The organism is Photobacterium satsumensis (assembly GCF_050336935.1).
Taxonomy (GTDB): Bacteria; Pseudomonadota; Gammaproteobacteria; order Enterobacterales; family Vibrionaceae; genus Photobacterium; species Photobacterium satsumensis.
Window position 1 is genome coordinate 61189 of sequence record NZ_JAKJSK010000010.1, and the last position, 22570, is coordinate 83758.

A 22570-nucleotide genomic window follows, 5' to 3' on the forward strand; every position below is an offset into this window, starting at 1 on the left:
GCAGGCATGATGGCGGCACTAGAAAACCAGACTTTCTTATCTGGCTTTCAATACCGGGACAAGTGTCAATACAATAAGATTGGCGTTACAACGGTGTGACACCCACGGATAAACGACGCACTAATGTCGGGTTATACAATCTTGCCTGGATCGCATTTTTATTTTCACTCGACATTTGAAACAGCCTAATAAGGAGCTTGAACTTGATGATGGTTGATATGCGTAACAGCTACCTTCGGGTAGCTGTTTTTGTTTATGCGATTGGTCTGTATTCCCTTCTTTTGTTTACGCCTCTTTAAGGGTTTGATAACCAGCCCAAATACGGGTAACGGTGGTGATCCAGCAAAGTGTGCCAAATACCCAAGCGATAGTGGCGAAGTGTAAAGGGAACAGGCAGAACAGAACAAAGCAGGCAATGGTTTCGGTACCTTCAGTTAGCCCACCGATATAGTACAGTGACTTTTGCTTATAAACCGGACTTTCGATGTTACGTTTACCTGCCATGATGGCAAAGCTCAGGAAGCTCGAACCAGTGCCGATAAAAGAAAAGATCAGAAAAGCGCCCGCGACTGCGTTAGCTTCTGGGTTTGCCAGAACAAAACCGAATGGCACCATGGAGTAGAACAGAAAGTCCAAGGTGATATCGAGAAAACCACCGCAATCGGTGATACCTTGCCGGCGGGCTATTGCACCATCCAGCCCATCGAAGATACGATTGATGACAATAAAGCCTAATGCCCAGCTGTAGGCTTCCAAAGCCAAGGCGGGTAGGGCAAATAAGCCAATCACAAAACCGGTTATGGTCACTTGATTTGCCGTAATACCGAGTTTGTCCGGTAGTGCTGAAAATGTGGTGAGTGGCCAGCGGATCACCTTGATCGCGTATCTATCTAGCATGTTTCTTGTTCCTGAGCAGCGGTTGTCCATGGCCAATTCAGTACGCGGCCTAGTGGTGGAATATCATCATGATCATGGGTGACCATGATCGCAGGGATCTGACGAGCCTTTATTTGATCAAACACGAACTGCCTGAACTCGCTACGCAGTGCTTTATCTAACTTACTGAATGGTTCATCGAGCAGAACGGCCTGCGGTTCCGAGAGAAGCATCCGCATCAAGCTGACCCTTGCACGTTGTCCGCCGGAAATTTCACTGGGTTGCTTATTGGCCAGCTGAGATAAGCCAATGGTTGCTAGTGTCGATTCAGCCCGCTCAATCCGCTCCTTGCCACGGTAGTGGCGTGGAATACCAAACATCAGGTTTTCCAGCACGCTCAGGTGCGGAAAAAGTAAATCATCTTGAAAAAGTAAACCGATCTTGCGTTGATCGGGGGCCAGCAACATCACGCTGCGCTCATTGAGTGTCACATCGCCGGATAAGGAGAAGTCATTTGCGAGATGTCCCGCAATCGCACTCAGTAAGGTTGATTTCCCGCAACCGCTTGGGCCCATTAAGGTGAAGACCTCTCCTGGGCAAACGTCAAAACTAACAGGTGAAAAAAGGGGGGTATCACCATGCTGGATTACGAGGTATTTCACAGACAATGTCATCCGTGAGTGTACTCCTTTGATTTAGTAGATGTAGAAGGTGTTTGTAGAGAATATTGCCGATAATGACGCCAACGGTAACTTAGGCGATTCGCGAGCATCGCGAGCGTAAAGAATACAAATGGTAGAACGCCTTGAAGTAGGCCGTAAATAGCCATTACCCTGCGATCCTGACCACTGGCAAGGGCCACAGCTTCGGTCGTCACGGTACTGATCCTGCCTGCACCGAGCATCTGTGTTGGCAGATACTGGGCGAGACTAACACTTATTCCGATAGCAAGGCCGAAAATAATGGCTGGCTGGACTTGCGGGCGTTTAACACGCCACCAAGTCTGCCATGCGGTTAGCCCTAGGCTGCGGCTGCATTGGTCGAGACGAGTATCATAGCTACGCCAGGCGCCATCTAGGGCCAAATATATGTATGGGAAAACAAAAATAAGATGACTCCAAGCGACCCAAAGCAAATAGTGCTGACCGGGAACTAAGTAAGTCACTATCTGGATCCCAAACAACAATGACAGCTGAGGCGTAACAAGTGGAATTGCAATCAGCCAGACGGGGATGGCCCGTTGGTATCGCTGGCGGTATTCCAAACATGCAATCACCAAGATCAATGCGACTGCACTGGAAACCAACGCTAACAGCAGGCTGCTTCCCATCAGTTCGGCCAGCGTCGGTATTTCTTGTTGCCAAAACCGTTCGCTATAGCGGCTCGGGAGTAGGTCGGGAAAGCGCCATCTCTGCGCAAACGACCAGACAAGCAATAACGGAATGATCATTAACGGGATAGCAATAAACGGGCTATATAGCGCTAAATGAAGATTTGGTTTTCTTACTACCTGCGAAGACGGTACTGCCCCCTGGGTCAGCCAATTTCGCTTATAACGCAAGCTAAACCACTCAATCGCGCGAATAGAGCCAAGGCCTGCTGCTGTGAGCATAACAAGCAGGCAAGCGCCAGCGGCTGCACGGGGGAGTAGGTTTAAATCGGGCTCGTTAAACCATTGCCACACCAAAACCGACAAGGTTGAAGGACGTGTTGGGCCCAAGATTAATGCAATATCAACGACTGACAAGCCATATGCGGCAACGGCAAAGAGGGATAACCGTAGCTTGGGAAGCCATTGGGGCAGAATAACCTTACGCCAAGCTTCGTGCTTGCTGTAACCCAGGCTTGCCGACATTGCGCTGAGCTGGCTCACGTTGAGCTGCTTGAGAATAGGAATACTCATGATCAGCAGGAATGGGGTTTCCTTGATGGCTAGCGCCAGCATCAGGCCGATCCCGTAACTGTCTTGGATGAGGTTGTCTTGGATGAGGTGTATGCCTGCGATATTCGAGATACCCAAGGCTTCAAACAACCGGAAGACCCAACCTGTAGGGGAAAACAGCAAAGCAAAGCCAATGGCAAAAGCAACATGGGGCATAGCTAGCATTGGCGAGAGCGTACGCTCTAGTTTCTGCCAGCGGTGGGTCCCCCAGTAACGCTTAAGGATTGCGTAGGTGAAATACAGGGCGAGAGCGGTGCTGCCAAGCCCAGAAAGCAAGCTTAGACCAATAGACGTGGTGAGGTTAGGCCATGTTGCCACAGTGGTAAACGCACTCAGGGTGACGTTTTCAAAGCCCAGCGTAGGGAGCCAAGAGAGTGCAGGGAGAACCAGCCCTATGATGCCCGGCAACAAAGGCAAAAAACAAAGAAGAAGTGCAACAATAAAAAACAGATGAATCATAAATTACTCGTTGGGTGGGAGGAAGCTCCCACCCTTTAGGCTTGGCCTTTTAATTTTAGCTACCGTAACGTTTTTGCCATTCTAATTCGATGGCAGTCAACCAGCTAGGATGCGGCTCAGGGATTGACTTGAACAGTGAAAACCCCTGGGTACCGCTATTCGTCAGTGTTTCTTGGTTCAGAATCGATGGGTCGCCCCAGATTCGTGCATCCGCCTTGCGTACTTGAGCTTCTGGGCTCATCAAAAAATTGATCGTAACCAAGGCACCCGCTTTGGCTTGAGCGTTCCAAGGAATGGCCAAAAAGTGGATGTTGGACAGTGCACCTTGCTCGAAGGCATATGCTTGTGCCGTTTCTACTAAGTTTCCATTCTCAATTGCGGCATTGGCCGCATTGGGGTTAAAGGTGATCGCCAATAGAAGCTGCTGATCATCAAGCAATTGAATAGTTTCGCTAGTGCCCGATGGGAAACGCTTGCCTTGCTGCCATGCGACAGGGTGGAGTTGGTCAAGGTATTGCCATAGTGGTGCGGTAACCTGTTCAAATCGTTGTCGTTCTGTTTGGCTGTCTATAGCGGTGTAAAGCGAATCCGGCTGGTTGGTCAGCTCTAACAAAGCCGCTTTTAAAAAACTGCTGCCATGGAATTCTGGTGGTTGTGGGTAGCTGATTTTTCCCGGGAACGCTTTGGCCAAACTGAGCAATTCCACAAAGTTTTTCGGTGGGTTGTTCAGTGTTTTTTTATCATGGATAAAGACCAGTTGCCCAACTCCCCATGGGGCTTCTAGCCCTGCAGTTGGCTCGGTGAAGTCTTCATCAATAGGCAAACGGGTATCAACATATTGCCAATTTGGCAGCTGCTGAGTAAACGGGCCGTAGAGTAGGTCGCTGTGCTTCATTGAACGGAAGTTTTCACCATTGATCCAAACCAGATCAACACTGCCTCCTTCATTTTTTCCTACCGCTTTTTCTGCCAGCAAGCGCTGGGTTGTTTCGGCGATGTCAGCCACTTTGACATGCTTTAGACTGATCCCATACTGTGCTTGTAATTGACGGCCCGCCCAACGCAGATAATCATTGATTTCTTGGCTGCCACCCCAGGCATTAAAATAGACTGTTTGCCCATCGGCCTGCTGAACAACCTGATCCCAATTGGGTTGGATCTCTGGTGCTGTTTGTGCCGTGCTAAGGCCAGAGGCCAGCGCAAGCGCCAGCCCCAAGAGTGTTTTTTTCATGATCCTGTTTTCATCCCTATTTTTCGCTCAGCGCACCTTCATTGTTACGCTTTGGTGGTGTTTCAACAGTGTCTATTTGAACACTGGCTGGTGTTGTGCGCTCATCTTGCTGGTCGGTTGCTGTTTGCTCATCTTTGCGCATCCAGCGATGGTACTTCTCAACCAGAGTCAGTAGTCCTTGCGGTGCGTTGGCTTGCTTCCAGGCACCGGCGGTGTATTTAGCCGCTTCGCTCATGGTTGGGTAAGGGTGGACAGTCCCCAGGATTTTGTTGAGTCCCAAGCCATGCCGCATCGCCAGCGTAAACTCGGCGAGTAATTCCCCCGCATTGTTACCAACTACCGTTGCGCCAAGGATCTTGTCTTTCCCTTTAGGCGTGATCACCTTGATAAAACCATGATCCTCGCCATCGGTAATAGCACGATCCAAATCGTCAATCCCATAGGTAACAATATCAAAATCAATACCTTGTTGCTTGGCTTCTTTCTCATTGATACCGACACGGGCCACCTCTGGTGACGTATAGGTTGCCGCTGGGAGCACCGAGTAATCGGCTTTGAATTTCTTAAACTGGCCAAAGAGGCCATTTACGGCGGCATACCAAGCTTGGTGGGCTGCTGCATGGGTTAACTGGAAGGGGCCTGCGACATCACCGACAGCAAAGATATTGGGGTATTTGGTCTGTAGGTATTCATTGACTTCAACGGTTCCGCGTTCTGAGGTGGTGATCCCCAGTTTTTCAAGACCGAAACCCTGCACATTGGCGACACGGCCAAGCGCTAGCATTACGGCATCGAACTCAATAGTCAGTGATTGACCTTCAGCAGTTTCGAGTTGGACACGTTGATGTTGTTGGCCGTTTTCGTCGGTTTGGCGTTCAAACTTAACCGCTTTATGGCCAGTTTTAATGTTTACGCCATCTTTTTCAAGGCTTGATTTAACCAGTATTGCAGCATCACTGTCTTCACGGATTAAGAGTTGATCAGCCATTTCAACTAAGGTGACATCACTACCAAGTCGCTGGAAGCTTTGCGCCAATTCACAGCCAATCGGGCCACCACCCAATACCAGTAGGCGCTGAGGTTGTTCAGTCAAAGACCAAATAGAATCTGATGTTAGGTAGTTAACCGTATCCAAACCAGGGATACCCGGTACCAGCGGGCGAGCACCAGTGGCAATCACGATATTACGGGTCGTGATACGTTCACCGTTCACTTCGACTTCCCAAGGCGAGAGAATAGTCGCTTCACCCGAGATACAGTTAACGCCCAGTTTGCTGTACCGCTCGACGCTGTCATGGGGTTCGATTTTACCAATTACGTTATGAACACGTTGCATCACCTTGGCAAAATCGACTTTGGCTTTACTGGTTTCAATACCAAACTCGCTGGCACGGGTGATTTCAGCCATGGTATGGGCTGCGCGGATAATCGCCTTGGAAGGGACACAACCGGTATTGAGGCAGTCACCTCCCATTTTATGGCGCTCGATAAGCATGACTTTAGCTTTTACGGCAGCGCCAATGTAAGCGCTGACCAAACCACCGGCACCTGCACCAATCACAACCATGTTTTGATCAAAGTGAGTTGGCTTTTCCCATTGAGCATAGACACGGCGCTTGTTAACTATTTGCATGACTGTTTTAGCAATCAGCGGGAAAATACCCAGTAATGCCAGCGAAACAAGCACCGGCGCTGAAATAATACCGCTCAGGCTGTCAATCTGACCAAGCTGGGTACCTGCATTAATGTAGACCGCAGTGCCGGCGAGCATGCCCAATTGACTGACAAGATAGAACATGCGTGTTGAGATAGGCGTTAGACCCATCAGTAAGTTGATGAGAAAAAACGGGAACACCGGGATCAGGCGGAGAGTAAATAGATAAAAGGCGCCATCTTTCTCTACCCCGCGATTAATGGCTGACAGGCGGTGTCCGAATTTAGCCTGCACCCAATCGCGCAAGACATAACGGCTGAACAAGAAAGCAAGGGTCGCCCCGATAGTACTGGCAAAAGAAATCAGCAATAAGCTCCACCAGAACCCGAACAGCGCGGCACCCAGCAAAGTCATAATCGCGGCACCCGGTAACGATAGCGCCGTGACAACGATGTACAGGACAAAGTAGACCATGCTAGATAAAAATGGCTTAGCGTGGATGGTGTCTGTCAAAGCTAGCTGCTGTGCTTTAGCTTGTTCAAGGGTAAAGTACTGACCCAGATCGAATGCGAACCAAACCGCAATCAAGGAAACAACAATACTGATCACCAGCAGTTTTTTTCTATCCATGGTTAGCTCCTGTTATTTATCCGTGCTTGTCGGGGCATCAGTAGATTGTTGTTCACCAGGTTGTATTGGCAGTGAACAGAAGTCTTGCTTTGGTACATCTAGTGCAGTGTTAAATTTTGCCGATAGGTTTTGAAACGCAACCAAAGCAGTTAGATCAACAATAGCATCTTCATCAAGCCACTGTTTTAGCGTTGTGAGCATTTCATCTGTGATGCGCTGACCGGTAATCGTCATCGCTTCCGTATAGCTCAGTACCGCGCGTTCTTGTGCATCAAAAAGATCACTCTGTTGCCAGTTGGAAAGTGCTTTGATTTTTTCGACTGAGTCACAGCGCTCGGCGAGCTTCATGCCATTGGCATCAACACAGAAAGCACAGTCATTCAACTGCGATACCCTGACGCATACTAAAGAGCGTATAACCGGGCTTAGTGGGGAAGAGCGGCGATCCAAATAGCCGAAGAAGCCGGCCACGAGCCAAAACAGGGCCGGGCGACGTCCCCATAGTTTTGCAGGGTTGAGAACCTTGCCGTAGTGGCGTTTTTGTAGCCATAGTAGTGGCTTGATGAATAGCGAGTAGTTTTCTTTGGCGGAAATGCGCACGATGACCCCTTGTCTCTTTAATATGCTACTGTGAGCCTATCTGGATGGCGGCAGTAATTATTACCGAAATTATCAGATAGTTATGAGACAAAGACCCTACTAGAAAGCAATTAATTTCATTGAATTGCAGAAATAGTATTTAGTTGACGGATATTTGAACAACTTGGGGTGTGGTTTGAGTGATAACCTTGCTGGATGAGAGCTCTGTTACCACGATATAGCCGCATGCTGTCAGAGGAATGAAGGCCAGGAGCATGGTTTTACCAATGTGATAATTGCGGTACCAATATTTGCGTGCTCTGATTTTTAACAATAGCCCCCAGAACAAGAGGATGGCGTTTAGACTGGCAATGGATACCAACAAGGAGTGAAGTGATTGATAAGTCGTGATGCCATTCTCTACAAGAATAAAAGCAACGAGGGGAGGAAGCAGGCTGAACAAAACAAGTAGGCGCATAATTCGTGGCCACTTGCCAAACTTATCCTTGAACATTTGATCACTTTGTCCTGGAAAAGGTTTGGAACAGTTCATAAGTACCCCCGGAGTTAACTTGAGCTTATTTTACTTGTGTCAGCTTGCAATAAAAGGGTGTTGAGTGATTTATAAACAGCATTGTGAGACGATTCAATTTTTCACAAAAATTGACAAAAAGCTGTCACTAGAATGGTTGATTATTGACACGTATCATTGATGCAATAAATACAAAAAAGAGATCTTAACGATCTCTTTTTATATATGAGATTTGTTGTGCTAGCTTAATTTTGCTAGCAATTCTGAGCGGCGATCTTTGGGAATAACCGACCAGTGCTGACCGCTTATTGCTCCTTCAAGGGCCCACAACAAATCAATACTGACCGTGCCTTGATGAGTATCTTGTAATGCTTTGAAGGCATTGATGGAACCAGCCTCCAATAACTCGTCAACAGAACAAATTCCCGCCTTCTTAAGCATTCTTTCATTTGCTAGACGAAGGTTAGGTAGGTCTTTTATTCGATCTGGTGATGCTTTCTCTTTGGTTTCTTTATCAACTTTAGCGGCATCGAGAGAGCGAGTCGCTTGTTCGATAATTTTCCCATCCTCATTCCACCATTCTTCTGGAATGGCGTAATGTTTTGTTACAACTGGAAAGCCTCGCTTTTTATATATGTATGGCTTAAGCCCTGCCTTTTTAAATTCTTGTTCGTTTTTTGCGTTGGCGCGAAGGTGAAGTTTGTCATTTACCACGAGTGCAAACATTGTTTCACCCGCGAAAACCCCAAAGCCGCCAAACATTGAACGAGATTTAACGTTATCGAAACAACTAAATAGGCGTAAAGATTCTTTTAAAATTGGTTTGTCCATGCTTCTTCTCGGTGAAAATTTCGTGGGTCACCTAACAACAGAGCGAGGATTCAAGAATAGCAAATATCAATACATTACACTGTCAGGGAAAAGTAAGAGTTTCCTGACACTAGTTGCTATATCCATCGGCAACCCCGCTACCATAAGTTGACTGAGTTAACTAGAACTAGACGACTCTTAGGCCGGAAGCTTTGCGTCCCTACCTTTCGATAGGTTTGCCTTGTTCGTGACAATTTAAGAATATCTCAGATGATATTTTTGAACTTGATCGCAACTTTGGAAATGTGATGTTGATTCCACAAATTGCCGTATTCTTTCGATTAAGGATGAATGTTTTTGTCTCAAAATGATTGGTGTTGTGCGAGCCCATCGAAATAAAAAACGGAGGCGAAGGCCTCCGTTTGAATTCTAGAAAAGTAAACGCTGCCGGCTACTTAGTTAAGTTTTTTACCGAGTTACGGATCACCAATTCAGGTACCATTTCGAAGACCTGAGTGGCGTGCTCTTTGTCTTTCACACGGTGCATTAGGATTTCTACCGCACTCTTGCCTAAGCGACGCTTCGGTTGGTGAATCGTTGTTAATGGCGGTGAGAAATACGGTGCCAAATCGATGTTGTCATAACCGATGATCGAAATATCTTCCGGCACGTTAATACCTGCTTGTTGGAAGGTACTGATCATTGCCATTGCCATGATATCGTTGAAACAGAAAATCGCGGTAGGGCGCTCTTCCATCGCGATAAATTTCTCAGCAGCAGCAACAGCGGATTCACACTCGAAGTCACCCTCAAGGATCCAATCTTCATTGACGTTCAAATCCGCTTCACCCATGGCTTTGCGGAAACCCTGTAGGCGTTCACGGCATGCGGTTTTTTCGCTATGGCCAGTAAGGCAACCAATGGCTTTATGGCCGTGTTCAATAAAGAACTTAGTGGCAACATATCCGCCAAGCTTAGCGTTATCTTGAATTTGATCGGTATGCGGGCTCTCTGGGCCCCAGTCCATGATCACCATAGGGGTGTCTTTCTGGCGCTCAAGCAATTCCAATAGCTGTTCGTCAAGGTCGGAGCACATCACTAGCAGGCCATCGACTCGCTTTTCGGCCAGCATGCGTAGGTAGTCACGCTGTTTTGTAAGGTTACCCTCGGTATTACACAAAATCAGGGTATAACCCGCACCGTAGCAGAACTCTTCAACCCCGTGCACGACTTCGGCAAAGAACGGGTTGGTAGACTTGGTTACCAACATACCGATGGTTTTTGTGGTGTTGCACTTCAGACTTCGCGCTACGGCGCTCGGCGCATAATTCAAGTCTTCAACCGCAGCCAGTACTTTCTTTTGGGTTGCTTCTGCGACGAAGCGCGTTTTGTTAATCACGTGAGAGACGGTGGTTGTCGATACACCAGCCATACGTGCAACATCTTTAATCGTTGCCATAGTTATTCTTCTAATAATAAAGGTCAGAGAACCTTGTAAATTAATACTTTACTCAACAGAACAATAAACTAGTTCACCATCAACTCTACGAGTAGTTCATTGTTCTGTTGGGTACAATCAGCAGAAACGACAAAAGGCCGCATCACGAATGGGCGGCTTCGTTTCTTTAATTATGCTGTATACGTAACATGCCATATCGCACGTGTTGCATTGTTTAATCGCTTGCGTTCACATTTTACTTAGTGTGGCCGAGAGTGCAATGTTTGTTATCTCAAATTGCAAATTTCGTGAGTTATCTACGCTATTTTGCTTGCCGAAAAGACAACAGGGCCAAAAATTGGCCCTGTTTTAAAGTACTGTATATTGAATAAATTCAGCAGGTTGCTTGCTAGTTAGCCATGTAACGGACTAAGCCGCAGACGCTAACACGATGGGATAGCCATCAACAGGGTGTTGGGTGATACATACCGGCCAACCATAGACTGATTCAATTATTTCTGCGGTCAAAGCGTGTTTTGGGGTACCGTCCGCCTGGATTTTACCGTGATTAATGATGACCAGACGGTCTGCATACTGAGCCGCGAGATTAAGGTCATGAATAACGATAATCACGGCGGCACCCGCCTGTGCCATTTGTTTAGCCACAATTAAGGCATTGTGCTGGTGGGCCAGATCAAGGGCCGACGTCGGCTCATCCAACATCAAGATGCAGTTTTCACCGGCCTTGCTCAGCTGGGTCAATACTCTAGCAAAGTGTACCCGCTGCTTCTCACCACCTGACATGGTTGGATAGAGGCGGGGAGCAAGATCGGTCACACCAACCATTGCCATTTTTTCATGGGCAACTTGCTGTGCTTGTGCATTGGGAAGCTCGAGTGGTAGAGCACCCAGCTCAACGACTTCTTGGGCAGTGAAGGCAAAAGTCAGTGAACTGTGCTGCGGAAGAACACCAAGGTGTTTGGCCAGTTGGGATGCCGGCCAGTCTTGACGAGGGTAGTCGAAAATATTGACTTCACCCTCTGCTTCTACTTCACCGCACATTACCTTCAACAAGGTACTCTTACCCGCACCGTTAGGGCCTAGCAGAGCGGTCAATTGGCCGCGTTTTATCTGCAGTGAGAAATCATCCAGCAGCGTTTTTCCACCAAGACTGAGAGATAAGTTTCGCGCTTCAATGGCAATGTCATTGTTAGCGCCCCGTGGTTGCGTTGCGTTCGTTTGCTGGCTCATGACAGTCTGCCTTTTTGCTTGATCAGGAGATAAATAAAGAATGGTGCTCCGAGCAGGGCAGTAATAATACCGACAGGCAGCTCAGCGGGCGCAGCAACGACGCGGGCAAGCATATCGGCCACTAGCAAGATAAGAGCACCAAGCAAGGCTGATAGTGGCAGTAGGGATTTATGGTTCGGTCCTGAAATCATACGTCCGATGTGCGGAACGATAAGCCCGACAAAGCCGATAACCCCCGTTAGAGAGACGGCAATACCGACACCAGCGGCACAGAGCAAAATCAGCATGCGTTTCAGGCGTTGAACGTTAACACCAAGGTGTTTTGCCTCAGCTTCACCCAACAAGAATGCATTAAGGGCATTTGCATTGCGATCAAAGGAGAACAACAGAGCAAGTAGCGTGATGTAGGCAAGACCAATTCCCGGCCAGGTTGCGCCAGCCAAGGAGCCCATGGTCCATAGCGACAGGTCACGTAGCGCCTGATCGTCGGCATAGTAGTTCATTAGTCCTAACGCCGCGCCGGAAAGGGCACCGATTGCGACACCTGCCAGCAACATGATGGTCACGGAGGTACCATTTTTGTCTGTGCCAAGCTTATACACCAAGAAGGTGCTGACTGCGCCGCCGATAAAAGCGAAAACAGGTACGGTGCCCAATGTCAGCAACAATGGAAAACTGGCAGCTAACGGCGCGAAGATTACAATTGACAGCGCAGCCCCGAGGCTAGCACCGCCGGATACACCAATGATGCCGGGATCGGCGAGCGGGTTTCGAAACAGTCCCTGCATGACTGCGCCGCAAAGCGCCAAAATTGCACCAATTGCCATACCCAGTAGTGTCCGGGGTAGGCGGATCTGGTGAATAACAATTTCGATATGGGCTGGCAAATCAAAAGGCAATGGCAACAGCGCTTTGAAACTATCAAAAAAGCTGATATTCATCGGGCCGACTGCGATGGATGATGTGACAGCCAATACCAGTAAAGTGATACCGACAGGGAAAACAATATTGCCGGGGATTCGTTGTAACTGCATCATAGATAAACTGCTTAAATGAACGGCTAACCGTTATTGGTTGTAAAACACTTGGTTGAGACGCTCTGCTTCACTCAGGCTTTTCAGGCCGAGCCCCCCAATAAGCGCGGTGCCATCAATGGTGACAACCGCTTGGTTTTGTCCTGCTGGCGTTGCAGCGAGCAAAGGCATGGTTTTTAGTAGGTCCTCAGCAGAGCCAATCTGGCTGAGGGTACGTGAGCTCAGCAGGATAATATCAGGCTGCATTTCAACCATGGCTTCAAGAGAAATCGGCTTGTAGGACTCAACGGCACCAGCCGCAGGGTTGATGGCACCCGCTAGGCGGATCACGCTATCTGCTGTTGTATTGCGGCCTGCAACATTCGCCGGACGGCCTTCGTGGATCATCAGGAACAAGACCTTTTTCTTTTCGGTTTGCTGGGCGAGGGTTTGGCTAATAGAATCGACCTTTTTCTGTACTTGTAACTGAAGTACACGGGCTTCTTCTTCTGTCTGAGTCAGCTCGCCGACTTGTTTTATACGGGCGAGAAGATCATCGACAGTTTCACCTGAATTGACTACATCAACCTCGATACCGGCTTGTTGAATGAGATCCAGGGTGGTTTTCGGTCCCATTTCATTCGAACCAAGCAGTCGGGTAGGATTAAGTGCTATCAAGCTCTCTGCTGAGAGTTGGCGGTGGTAGCCCAATACTGGCATATCATCACTCACCAGTGATTGACTGGTGACGTCAACGGCAACGAGTTGTTCTTGTGCCCCCATCGCATTGATGAGCTCAGTAATGGCTGCCCCTGCACTGATGATGCGCTCACTGGCGTATGATGAGTTTGCAGCGAGAAGTAACGCGGTAGCCAGAGCAAAACGCTTCATGATTTATCCTCTTCCATTAATAACTGTGTCGCTTTGATTTCATTCTGTTGAAGAAAAGCGAGGAGTTTTAGCATGTTTTCGACCGAGCCAGCCTTGTCAGCACCGATGACGACAGGCTTGTCAGGGTTGGCTTTTACTTCTTTTAGAAGTGCAGTCTTGAACGCATCCCAACTGTCAATTTCTGCCCCTTGTAATGCCCAGTAAGGCTCAATAGAGGTAATGTTGACGGTAATAGGATCAGATTCTGTTTCTTGTAGTGCCTGTGTTTCTGTCTGTGGTAGCTCGACATCCAAAGATTGCAGCTTGACGCTGGCAGTCAGGAGAAGAAATACCATGACAATAAAAATGATATCGAGTAGCGGTGTTAGATCAGGTTTGAGATCATCATCGCCGGCTACGCCTTGGTGGGTTCGGATCATGATGTCGCCTGCGCATTGTCGGTATTTTCACCTTTAGGTTGGCAGTTGGGGTCAAGAGACAGGCCTTCAAGCCAAAGATTACAGTGGTTCAGACTATGCTCGAGTTTTGCTGTCACTTTATCAGCCCAGAGACCTAGCAACTGGGAACCGGTAATCGCTGGCAGAGCAATGATTAGACCGGCTGCGGTTGTACGCATGGCCAGACCAAGACCATCAGCAAGATCATTCGGTGTGACAGCGCCAGAACTCATTGCAATGCCTTTGAACATGTCAATGAGGCCGAGAACGGTACCCAGTAGGCCAAGAAGCGGGCTGATCACGCCAATAAGGCTGAGCAGTCGTAAACCAGAACGTAGTTGAGAGCGTTTTTGCTGAAGCCAAATCCCAGCGGCATCTTCCCGTAAGGCTTTGGAAAAATGGCGGTGAGAAATAAGCATGGATACCCCTTTGAACAGCAAAGGGCGCTGGCTTTTTAATGCTGATGCCAATTGGTCAAGCCCAGCTTCGTCGGCCCGGCTTTGTTTTGCCAGCAGTGCATCAATCTTGCCTCTGCCAACGCCGGTGCATAACAACACCTGAATGCTGCGTTCGAGAAGGATCATTAATGTTAATGCTGAACAGATCAGCAAAGGTGCCGTCATCAGGCCAAATTGATTTTGTAGGGAGTGAAACATTTCCATGAGTGAATCCAATTAAATGCTAGTCCAACTTAAATCGGACAGGAACTTGTACGCGATGGGCAATGGCTTGACCATCAACAATATGAGATGAAAAACGCCAGCGTTTAATTGCTGCTATTGCGGCCTCGTCAAGGATCTCTGTGCCGGATGATTTAACCAGGTTTTGCTTTACTTGCTTGCCTGATTCATCAATCCAGATTTCAACCAATACTTGACCCTCAATCCCACGGCGCTTGGCAATGCGAGGGTATTTGACTGGACTTGGGCGAGTTGCAAACGTTGGTTTGGTGACGAGTTGAGGCTCGCTGTTTACCCCTGATGCCGCTTGCGATTGAACTGACGGTGCTGGTTCAGCGGCTTTAGTGATCTCTTCGGCTGGCTTTGGCTTGATGGCTTCAACTGGCCTTATAACGGGGTCAGCTTTTTTTGCGACTTTTTGTTCGGCCTTTTTCTCAATATTTTTTTTCGGAGTCGGCTTGTTGACCTTCTTTGCCTCAGGTTTAGGTTCTGGTTGCTTTTTCTTAACCAGCTTTTTCACGGCTGTTTCTTCTTTAACGACCTTTCTAGGGGCTTTTACAGGTGCTGGAGGGGGCGGCTCGGCTGCAACAGGTTCAGTCGGCTGAGGCGTCGGTGCTGAAACGAGGTTTAGCGAGACCTTGGTTGACTCTGTGCCAACCGGCATGGCCATCACCATTTTGTTAGGTATAGCTGAAAGTAATAGGCTGTGGGCAAGTACTGATACCACACCTGCTATGGCATATCTCTTTGCGTTCACTGTTCCACTCCGGCCATGCAAAATAATGCTTTATGTGTTTGTTACTATTGAAAAATCGCTTAAACAGCAATCTGTCACTTAGTTCTTGGAATCAAGAATAGTTCTCATTATCCACGTAATCGAAATAATATCAATTATCATTTGCAATATTATTTAGGGGTGCTTATGATTGCCTGCAAATAAGAGTGGTTATCATTCCACTTTAGTAATTAGGGCAAAGCCCTAAGGAAGTAGTAATACCTAAGTCACTGCAAGTTGAATGAAGTCACTTGGGTATATCGATTGCTCAACGTGGTACTAGAACGTGACAGCAAAGTACTGTTGATCTAGTGAGGAATACAGGCAGGCTTAGCCTGTTGAGGAGGGGCTAGGAAACTAGCTCGACGAGAAGTAGATGATTGAAGAACAAGCCTTACAATCTGCAGTGTTGGCGCCGGAACTACTGACCGAAGGGGTAGTAGGAAAACATACGCCCGATCCACTTCGATATGCCTTTGCCAATAAGCGTTCTGCGCATGCGGGTGGTATGTCGTCAATGGTTGCTGAGGAAGAGCGCCAGGATTTGGCGCTTAAAGCGCTATCCACTGCCCCGGAAAGCCCTAACAGCCGTTGCCTTTACATTCACATTCCATTCTGTCGTGTCCGTTGCACATATTGTAATTTCTTTCAGTATGCATCTAGCCAGTCACTCATTGATGACTATTTCGATGCGTTGATGGTCGAACTGAAAGCTAAAGCCGCTATGCCTTGGACCCAGGCTGCACCTTTTCGGGCCGTGTATGTCGGTGGAGGGACGCCAACTGACCTAACGGCTGAACAAGTGACGCGTTTGGGTAAAATGGTGAAAGCTCACTTCCCATTGACCACAGACTGTGAAATTACCTTAGAAGGCCGCATCAACCGTTTCGATGACCGTATGTTCGAAGGCGCACTAGAAGGTGGCTTTAACCGTTTTTCGTTTGGTGTCCAGAGTTTTGACACAACGGTTCGCCGCAAAGCTAAGCGCCTTGATGATCGCGAGCCTGTGCTAGAGCGAATTCAAGCTCTTAGCGCCACCAATGCCGCGCCGATTGTTATCGATTTACTGTTCGGTCTGCCTTATCAAGATATGAAAGTGTGGCAGCAAGATTTGGCTGACTTCCTGGACAGCGGCGCACATGGTGTTGATCTCTATCAGCTGATTGAGATGGGCGGCACACCGATGAAAGGCATGATAGAGCAAGGCCGCCTTCCTGAGCCGGCAGATACGCCGACTAAAGCCTCAATGTTCGAATATGGCGTAAACTTTATGGCAAAGCACCACTTACGCCGATTAAGTGGCAACCATTGGGCTCGCGATAACCGAGAGCGCAGCATTTACAACAGCCTTGCAAAGACATCTGCTGAAGTCTTGCCTTTAGGCGCGGGGGCAGGTGGTAACGTCGGTGGCTTTGGCTTTATGCAGCACAAAACTTTAGACGCTTATATCGAGGCGATAAAAGCAGAGCAGCTTCCGCTAGCTATGATGACTAAGTCTGGCCCTCAGGCTGCACTTCACGCTGAGATCAAAGCGAGTTTTGACCGTGGTTTCTTGTCTGCAAAAGATTTCGAGCAAAAGTTTAGCCAGGATATCTTTGGACTATGCCAACCCTTGTTTGAAGCATGGCAAAAGAATGGTTTGGTGAAGCTGGAAGGCCAATATCTATCATTGACGTTAGCTGGGACGTTCTGGTCTGTGACCTTGGCACAGTCAATGATTCAAGTTTTGCAACAACATGCGATGACGCAAGTCACCGCATAACAGAATTAAAATATAACCTATTAGAAGACCTGTACATTGATGTACCTGGAGAAGAATTGTGTTTGAGAAGATTTCATTTGAAGCGCTAAAAGGCCAAGTGGCTGAACAACTTTCCGCAGATCCTAAACTTCACGCTATGGCGATTGCAGAATCCCTCGGTGTTACCGAAGGTGAAGTGGTTATGGCTTTTCCTGAAGAGTTGGTGGTTGCCATGTCAGGTGAGCACGCAAAAGCGATTTTAGAAGATCTGCCAACATGGGGACCGGTGACGACGATCGTCCACTCTATGGCCTCTATTTTCGAAGTAAAAGCTCCTTTCCCGAAAGGTAAAGAAGCCCGTGGATACTACAATCTAATGGGTAAAGACGGTGAACTTCATGGTCACCTTCGCTTAGATCTTGTGACTGATATCGGTTTGGTTAGTAAGCCTTTCATGGGGCAGGAAAGCTACTTCATTGGTTTCTTTGCCGAGGGCGGCGAGTGTGTATTCAAGGTCTACCTAGGTCGCGATAAGAAACGTCAGCTGTTCCCAGAGCAGATTGAAAAATTCCAAGCACTTAAAACAAAATTCAAATAACAATATCCCCAAGTTACCTCAAGTAGCTTGGGTATAATACCGGAGAAAGTCAGAATGAATGCTGTAAAGCAAGAGCGCCTTCAAAGCCGCCTAGGTCCAGAAATCAAAGAGTTCCGTCAATCTTGCCAGACGATTCAGTTGGCAACTGTGGATGCGGACGGTAAGCCAAATGTGAGCTACGCACCGTTTGCGTTACTTGATGACGGCTACTATGTACTGATCAGCCAGATTGCCAAGCATGCTCGGAACCTGCTGGAAAACCCTCAGGTTTCGTTGATGATGATTGAAGATGAAGCTTCATCGAAAACCATCTATGCGCGCAAGCGTTTAACGTTTGAAGCCCAAGTTGTCGTGGTCGAACGCGAAACGAAGAAGTGGCACGCAGCGGTTGAACAGCTAAAAGAACGTTTCGGTGAAATTATCGATGGCCTTAGCGGCTTGGAAGATTTTAAAATGTTCCGTTTTGAACCAACTCAAGGCCTGTTCGTTAAGGGCTTTGGTCAGGCTTTCCAAGTGAGTGGTGATGATTTAGTGGATTTTGTACATCTACAAGAAGGCCACCGCCGTATCAAAGACGGCAGCGAAGTCACCCAGCCAACAGAAGAGCTGTAACTTTTTAAAAAAGTATTACCTTACAACAGCCTAGGACGCTCACCTAGGCTGTTTTATTTGTACTGTTATTTTAAGTGACTATAACAGACTATAGCGGATAGGCTTGATCGTGATCAGCGTCTTCAACGTTCAAACTTGATAGCGCAAAAATACGTGTGATAATTAGGTTAAACACAATTATCAACGGATAAAGTCATGTCTACTGATCCAAGACGCGAAGTGCGATTTGCATATATCGCTAGCTTCCTAACCCCGCTGACTTTGATGATTTCAGGCATTGTTGCCGTTATCTACTCAGCTTATAAGCTGAACAAGGGCACTGATGAGCTGAGCTATAGCCACTATTACACCATCATTCGTACCTTCTTTTACTTCTTCACCTTTTTCGTCGTGCTGGGTGTAACGGCTGCGACGACGACTGGGATGCTTGCTGGAGCTGAATATTGGGTCTATAGCCCGTTTCTGCACAAGATCTTGCAGGTCATTCCTGTTATCGGTCTTATCATTGCTGTACTGGCTATTGTGAAGTGGTTTATCCAGCATATCCAAGGCATGAAGTTGCTTAAAGCGAATCAGCCGATGGAGCTATAGGTTTACACCAAGCATTGCTTGGTGTTGCTATAAACAGACGTTGTTATATTGTTGAAAGCCGGTGTTTATGCACCGGCTTTTTTTATTTATTCCTGTTTCTACTTTCATTTATAAAATTAATCGTGTCGATAGGTTTTTCTCATCCAATTATATTTTAAATATAACTATCATTTTGATAGCTATATTTAAAATGAATCATTACCTGCTGTTGCTAGATAGTTAAATATAATAAAGCCTTTGGTTGTCCATGTTTGTTTTAATTGTTTATTTTAAAGGTAATTAAAATGTTTAATTATTCTATTTAGTGATTGCGGTCATACTTTATCTATAACTTTAATAATTAATAAAAGTAAAAAATAATTGTGTGACATACATTTCATAAAAGCAGAAAGCATAGGTGTAGATTGATTTAGTGTTTTTATACTAAGTATCCACTAATGTTAGATCTATCATCTGGTAAAGAGCGAATTATTCAAGAGTTTGTTCCGGGTAAGCAGGTAACACTTGCTCACTTAGTTGCCAATCCAACTGAAGAATTATGCGAGCGAGTAGGCGTTGAAAGTAAAGGAGCGATAGGGATTTTAACGTTAACGCCAGGCGAGACGTCTATTATTGCTGGGGATATCGCAACTAAGTCAGCAAACGTAAATATCGGATTTCTTGATCGGTTTTCTGGAGCTTTAGTTATTACAGGTAGTGTTGCATCGGTTGATGAAGCATTAAAGACAGTTATATCTGTGCTTAATACTGCGCTGTCTTATAACACTTGTGAAATAACTAGGACATAGTATGGCTGAGCAACAAATATCGAATATCGCCTTTATTGGTGAGGTGGATGCAGGCAAGTCGGCACTGATTAATAAGATTCTCAACCAAAACACAAATACAGGAAAAACGCAGGCCGCTATTTTTTATCAGGGCAGCGTTATAGATACACCTGGAGAGTTTGTCGATAACCGTTCGTGGAATGGTGCATTGCTGTCGACAATCTCGACGGTAAAAACAATTGTGATTTTACAGCCTGCTGATGCGAAGTGTGTCAGTGCGCCGAGCGGCTTATTACGAGTGTATCCGAATAAGAATATTGTAGCGGTGATCAGCAAGGCTGATGTTGAGGGTGCTGATTGTGAAAGGGCAGAGCGCCTATTGAAGGGGCAGGGGATAACCGGACCTTACTTCCGCACCTCTATTTATGATCCTTCATCGATTGACCAACTCTATGAGCACTTACTTTCTCTTCAGCCAGTAAATGCTGAGTGAAACCATTCTAATTGCAAGGGAAGCGGTAATGAAACAGTTAATTTCTGCTGCGGATATACGTAAAGCAAAAGCGAATAAAGAAAGCTACCTAGTTGTACCGGTGGCGCAGTACATCATCACACCGGAAGCACGCGATGTTGCTAACGTTGAGGGCGTGGAACTGCTTGATGCGGAGCCGCGTCAACAGCATGTTGAGGCTCCGCCGGTAAATGCAGCCAGTAACCAGTCGTTGCCTGAAGCAAAGAAAAGTGACGTTGAATGCTCAGGCCAGCTTGCTGCCAAGATCCAGTCTGAGATTGAGTCGAAGCTCACACGCGTCGACAGTGATCAGAGTGCGTTGATTAAAGAGCTGATCAGCAAGGCATTGCAAGACTTTGGTGTACAGGCACCGCCGTCAGCACGGCAAATTAATGATGATGGCATTGTTCTGGTACGAGGCAGTGCGGTTCAACTGGGTGAGTTTGATGGCGCGCCTGGTAAGAATATCGGCCTAACGGATGTTATTGGTGCCCAAGACAATAGCAACATGGGCGTCGGTTACATGGGCTGGGAGAATGCTTTCTTCCCTTGGACCCTATGCTATGACGAAGTCAATGTGGTCTTGGAAGGGGAGTTTCATGTGAAGACTGCCTCTGGAACCACGGTTGGCAAGCCGGGTGATGTCATTTTTATTCCTAAAGGAAGCACGGTGGAGTTCGGTACTCCGACCCATGTGCGCTATGTCTACATTACTTACCCTGCCGAGTGGGCGTAATCATGGACAGCAAAGCCACGCCTGCCTTTATTACTGAAGATTACTTACGCCAGCATGTTGGTTTACGTGCTGGCGGTGAGATCTTTTTGCCGGTAGGGACACGCTTTACACCCGCAGCCCAGCAGATGGTTACTGAACGGCAAATTACAGTGAAGTGGCGTAGTGACAATGGACAGGTGTTTTCGAGCCGAGAAGGTGAGGCCCTAGAACCTGCCGAGCAGGTACACCCATTGAAAACTAACAATGTACGCCCTGAGAATGCGTGCGTGATGTGCGGATCGCATATTGCCGATAAGCCAGCATTAATGACCCATTTGAATGACCAAGTGCTCGTACCGAAAACCCATCCGCGGATTGCATTACGGGGAAAACTCGATAGCTGCATCTGTTTTTGTGTTATGGCGCAGTGTGCACTGGAAGGGCAGCCTGAGTTGCTCAAAGGCTTTATGGCTGATATTCGCTCTTATCTCGGGCAAGTGTTGCAGGCTGAAGTCACAGAGCAACAACTGCCTTTGCCTAGGCTTGGCAGTTTTGACGCCGATGAGGTGCATCGCTGGTCGCACAAGCCACTGGCTTACTTGGGTCATGATCATTTATTGCCCGATGAGTGTTACGGCCAGACTGTTGCTCAGCTGAATTATTTGCGCGCGTTGGTTCGCGAGCTTGAGCTGATTGCCAGTCAGGTCTATCTCGATGACTGCATGCAGTTGAGCCGAAATGACATTGTGGCGGGGTTGAACCGGCTGTCTAGTGCGGTTTATGTCGTAATGATTTTGGTATTGCAGTGTGAAAAAGGCCATCAAGCCATCCTCAAGGAGCTGGGTCATGAAGTTGCTTGAAACTTGCCGGGAAGTCTGTCGTAAACAACCGAAGCGCATCGTTTTTCCTGATGCTGAGGACGTACGTCTACTCCATGCTGCCAATGAGATGAAATTGGCTGGATTGGCTGAGCCTATTTTGCTGGGTAACCCGTTCCGGTTGCGTGATATGGCCCATCGTAGCGGGATAGCCGTGCCTTGTTTGACATTACTGTCGCCAGAGTCGGCTGGGTGTTTTGATGAAATGGTCGCCAGCTATGTGAGCCGCCAGCGCAAACCTATCACTGCTGAGGAAGCGGCAACCCGGCTCAAGCAGCCACTGGATTTCGCCATGATGATGGTCGCCCATGGTTACGCCGATGTGTGTATTGGCGGCAACGTATCGACAACGGGTGATGTGATCCGGGCAGCTATTCGCGGTGTGGGCATTGCCCCTAACTCCAAAACGGTGTCGAGTTTTTTCCTGATGCTCTCACCGGATGGCCAATCCGTGCATGCGTTTTCTGATGCCGGGGTGATCCCGTTGCCGACGGCTGAGCAGTTGGCTGATATTGCGATTGATACCGCCGCAAACTTCGCCCGGCTTACCGGCCAAACACCACGGGTAGCCATGCTGTCATTTTCCACCAAGGGGAGTGCAGAGCACCCTACTGTAAGCAAAGTGACCGAAGCGACAGAGATGGTGCGCCAGCGCTGTCCGGACTTGATCATCGATGGTGAGGTGCAATTTGACGCAGCCATCGTCCCTGCGGTTGCGGCGCAGAAAATGCCGAATAGCCCACTCGAAGGGCAGGCAAATGTGTTTATTTTCCCTTCGCTTAACGCCGGCAATATAGCCTACAAGGTTGCCCAGCGGTTAGGCGGATATATTGCGTTGGGGCCGATGCTGCAAGGCTTGGCTTCACCAGTACATGACTTATCTCGCGGCTGTAGTGCGAACGATATCGTTGATATTTCGGTATTGGCTTCATGTCTGTGTCGATAACTTTAAAAACAAA

24 protein-coding genes and 1 riboswitch are annotated in these 22570 nt (G+C 47.7%); of the genes, 9 read left to right on the plus strand and 15 right to left on the minus strand.

Features of this window, described 5'->3' with window-relative positions:
- Positions 1–285: 285 nt before the first annotated feature.
- From L4D79_RS20285 to L4D79_RS20355, 15 genes are all read right to left on the minus strand, one after another.
- Positions 286–897, minus strand: coding sequence for a CDP-alcohol phosphatidyltransferase family protein (locus L4D79_RS20285; protein ID WP_428653734.1), 612 nt, complete (start codon positions 895–897; stop codon positions 286–288).
- A complete protein-coding gene (locus L4D79_RS20290; RefSeq protein ID WP_428653736.1) occupies positions 891–1550 on the minus strand; it encodes an ATP-binding cassette domain-containing protein in 660 nt (219 codons plus the stop codon). Before L4D79_RS20290 ends, L4D79_RS20285 begins: the two co-directional genes overlap by 7 nt.
- The gene (locus L4D79_RS20295; RefSeq protein WP_428653738.1) at positions 1547–3277 is read right to left on the minus strand and encodes an ABC transporter permease; all 1731 of its coding nucleotides are present in this window, start codon (positions 3275–3277) and stop codon (positions 1547–1549) included. The genes L4D79_RS20290 and L4D79_RS20295 overlap by 4 nt, the downstream gene beginning before the upstream one ends.
- A gap of 55 nt (positions 3278–3332) precedes the next feature.
- Positions 3333–4508 carry an ABC transporter substrate-binding protein gene (locus L4D79_RS20300; protein ID WP_428653740.1) on the minus strand — a complete coding sequence of 392 codons (1176 nt, stop codon included), beginning with the start codon at positions 4506–4508 and terminating at the stop codon, positions 3333–3335.
- A gap of 16 nt (positions 4509–4524) precedes the next feature.
- Complete coding sequence (gene lpdA, locus L4D79_RS20305; RefSeq protein WP_428653742.1) at positions 4525–6792, minus strand: dihydrolipoyl dehydrogenase; 2268 nt, start codon at positions 6790–6792, stop codon at positions 4525–4527.
- A gap of 12 nt (positions 6793–6804) precedes the next feature.
- A complete protein-coding gene (locus tag L4D79_RS20310) occupies positions 6805–7392 on the minus strand; it encodes a carboxymuconolactone decarboxylase family protein (protein ID WP_428653744.1) in 588 nt (195 codons plus the stop codon).
- 139 nt (positions 7393–7531) lie between these two features.
- Positions 7532–7924 (minus strand): hypothetical protein, encoded by a 393-nt coding sequence (locus L4D79_RS20315; RefSeq protein ID WP_428653746.1) that lies wholly within the window; start codon positions 7922–7924, stop codon positions 7532–7534.
- 219 nt (positions 7925–8143) lie between these two features.
- Positions 8144–8734 (minus strand): TfoX/Sxy family DNA transformation protein, encoded by a 591-nt coding sequence (locus L4D79_RS20320; RefSeq protein WP_428653748.1) that lies wholly within the window; start codon positions 8732–8734, stop codon positions 8144–8146.
- A 124-nt stretch (positions 8735–8858) separates the two neighbouring features.
- Positions 8859–8964: riboswitch (cyclic di-GMP riboswitch) on the minus strand.
- A 200-nt stretch (positions 8965–9164) separates the two neighbouring features.
- Positions 9165–10172 carry a substrate-binding domain-containing protein gene (locus L4D79_RS20325; RefSeq protein ID WP_428653750.1) on the minus strand — a complete coding sequence of 336 codons (1008 nt, stop codon included), beginning with the start codon at positions 10170–10172 and terminating at the stop codon, positions 9165–9167.
- Positions 10173–10580: 408 nt separating this feature from the next.
- Positions 10581–11402: a heme ABC transporter ATP-binding protein gene (locus L4D79_RS20330; protein WP_428653752.1), complete on the minus strand. Its 822-nt coding sequence runs from the start codon at positions 11400–11402 to the stop codon at positions 10581–10583.
- Complete coding sequence (locus L4D79_RS20335; RefSeq protein ID WP_428654097.1) at positions 11399–12436, minus strand: FecCD family ABC transporter permease; 1038 nt, start codon at positions 12434–12436, stop codon at positions 11399–11401. Before L4D79_RS20335 ends, L4D79_RS20330 begins: the two co-directional genes overlap by 4 nt.
- A 33-nt stretch (positions 12437–12469) precedes the next feature.
- Entirely contained in the window at positions 12470–13306 is an 837-nt protein-coding gene (locus L4D79_RS20340; RefSeq protein ID WP_428653754.1) for a heme/hemin ABC transporter substrate-binding protein, read from the minus strand.
- Complete coding sequence (locus tag L4D79_RS20345) at positions 13303–13725, minus strand: ExbD/TolR family protein (RefSeq protein ID WP_428653757.1); 423 nt, start codon at positions 13723–13725, stop codon at positions 13303–13305. The genes L4D79_RS20340 and L4D79_RS20345 overlap by 4 nt, the downstream gene beginning before the upstream one ends.
- Entirely contained in the window at positions 13722–14405 is a 684-nt protein-coding gene (locus L4D79_RS20350; RefSeq protein ID WP_428653759.1) for a MotA/TolQ/ExbB proton channel family protein, read from the minus strand. The genes L4D79_RS20345 and L4D79_RS20350 overlap by 4 nt, the downstream gene beginning before the upstream one ends.
- 19 nt (positions 14406–14424) lie before the next feature.
- Complete coding sequence (locus L4D79_RS20355) at positions 14425–15180, minus strand: energy transducer TonB (protein WP_428653761.1); 756 nt, start codon at positions 15178–15180, stop codon at positions 14425–14427.
- 394 nt (positions 15181–15574) lie between these two features.
- Here L4D79_RS20355 and hutW point away from each other — a divergent pair, with 394 nt between their 5' ends.
- The 9 genes from hutW to pta all read left to right on the plus strand — a co-directional run bounded on the left by hutW (position 15575) and on the right by pta (position 22557).
- Positions 15575–16960, plus strand: a complete 1386-nt coding sequence (gene hutW / locus L4D79_RS20360) for a heme anaerobic degradation radical SAM methyltransferase ChuW/HutW (RefSeq protein WP_428653763.1) — start codon at positions 15575–15577, stop codon at positions 16958–16960.
- A gap of 58 nt (positions 16961–17018) precedes the next feature.
- Positions 17019–17537, plus strand: coding sequence for a heme utilization cystosolic carrier protein HutX (gene hutX / locus L4D79_RS20365; RefSeq protein ID WP_428653765.1), 519 nt, complete (start codon positions 17019–17021; stop codon positions 17535–17537).
- 54 nt (positions 17538–17591) lie between these two features.
- A complete protein-coding gene (hutZ, locus tag L4D79_RS20370; RefSeq protein WP_428653767.1) occupies positions 17592–18149 on the plus strand; it encodes a heme utilization protein HutZ in 558 nt (185 codons plus the stop codon).
- Between the two features lie 195 nt (positions 18150–18344).
- Positions 18345–18740, plus strand: a complete 396-nt coding sequence (locus L4D79_RS20375; RefSeq protein WP_428653769.1) for a hypothetical protein — start codon at positions 18345–18347, stop codon at positions 18738–18740.
- Positions 18741–19177: 437 nt separating this feature from the next.
- Complete coding sequence (gene eutS, locus L4D79_RS20380) at positions 19178–19528, plus strand: ethanolamine utilization microcompartment protein EutS (protein WP_428653771.1); 351 nt, start codon at positions 19178–19180, stop codon at positions 19526–19528.
- A 1-nt stretch (position 19529) separates the two neighbouring features.
- Positions 19530–20000: a EutP/PduV family microcompartment system protein gene (locus L4D79_RS20385; RefSeq protein ID WP_428653773.1), complete on the plus strand. Its 471-nt coding sequence runs from the start codon at positions 19530–19532 to the stop codon at positions 19998–20000.
- A 28-nt stretch (positions 20001–20028) separates the two neighbouring features.
- Positions 20029–20754: an ethanolamine utilization acetate kinase EutQ gene (gene eutQ / locus L4D79_RS20390; protein WP_428653775.1), complete on the plus strand. Its 726-nt coding sequence runs from the start codon at positions 20029–20031 to the stop codon at positions 20752–20754.
- 2 nt (positions 20755–20756) lie between these two features.
- Positions 20757–21593, plus strand: coding sequence for an ethanolamine utilization cob(I)yrinic acid a,c-diamide adenosyltransferase EutT (gene eutT / locus L4D79_RS20395; RefSeq protein WP_428653777.1), 837 nt, complete (start codon positions 20757–20759; stop codon positions 21591–21593).
- Positions 21580–22557 carry a phosphate acetyltransferase gene (gene pta, locus L4D79_RS20400; protein WP_428653780.1) on the plus strand — a complete coding sequence of 326 codons (978 nt, stop codon included), beginning with the start codon at positions 21580–21582 and terminating at the stop codon, positions 22555–22557. The genes eutT and pta overlap by 14 nt, the downstream gene beginning before the upstream one ends.
- The last annotated feature ends 13 nt before the right edge of the window (positions 22558–22570 follow it).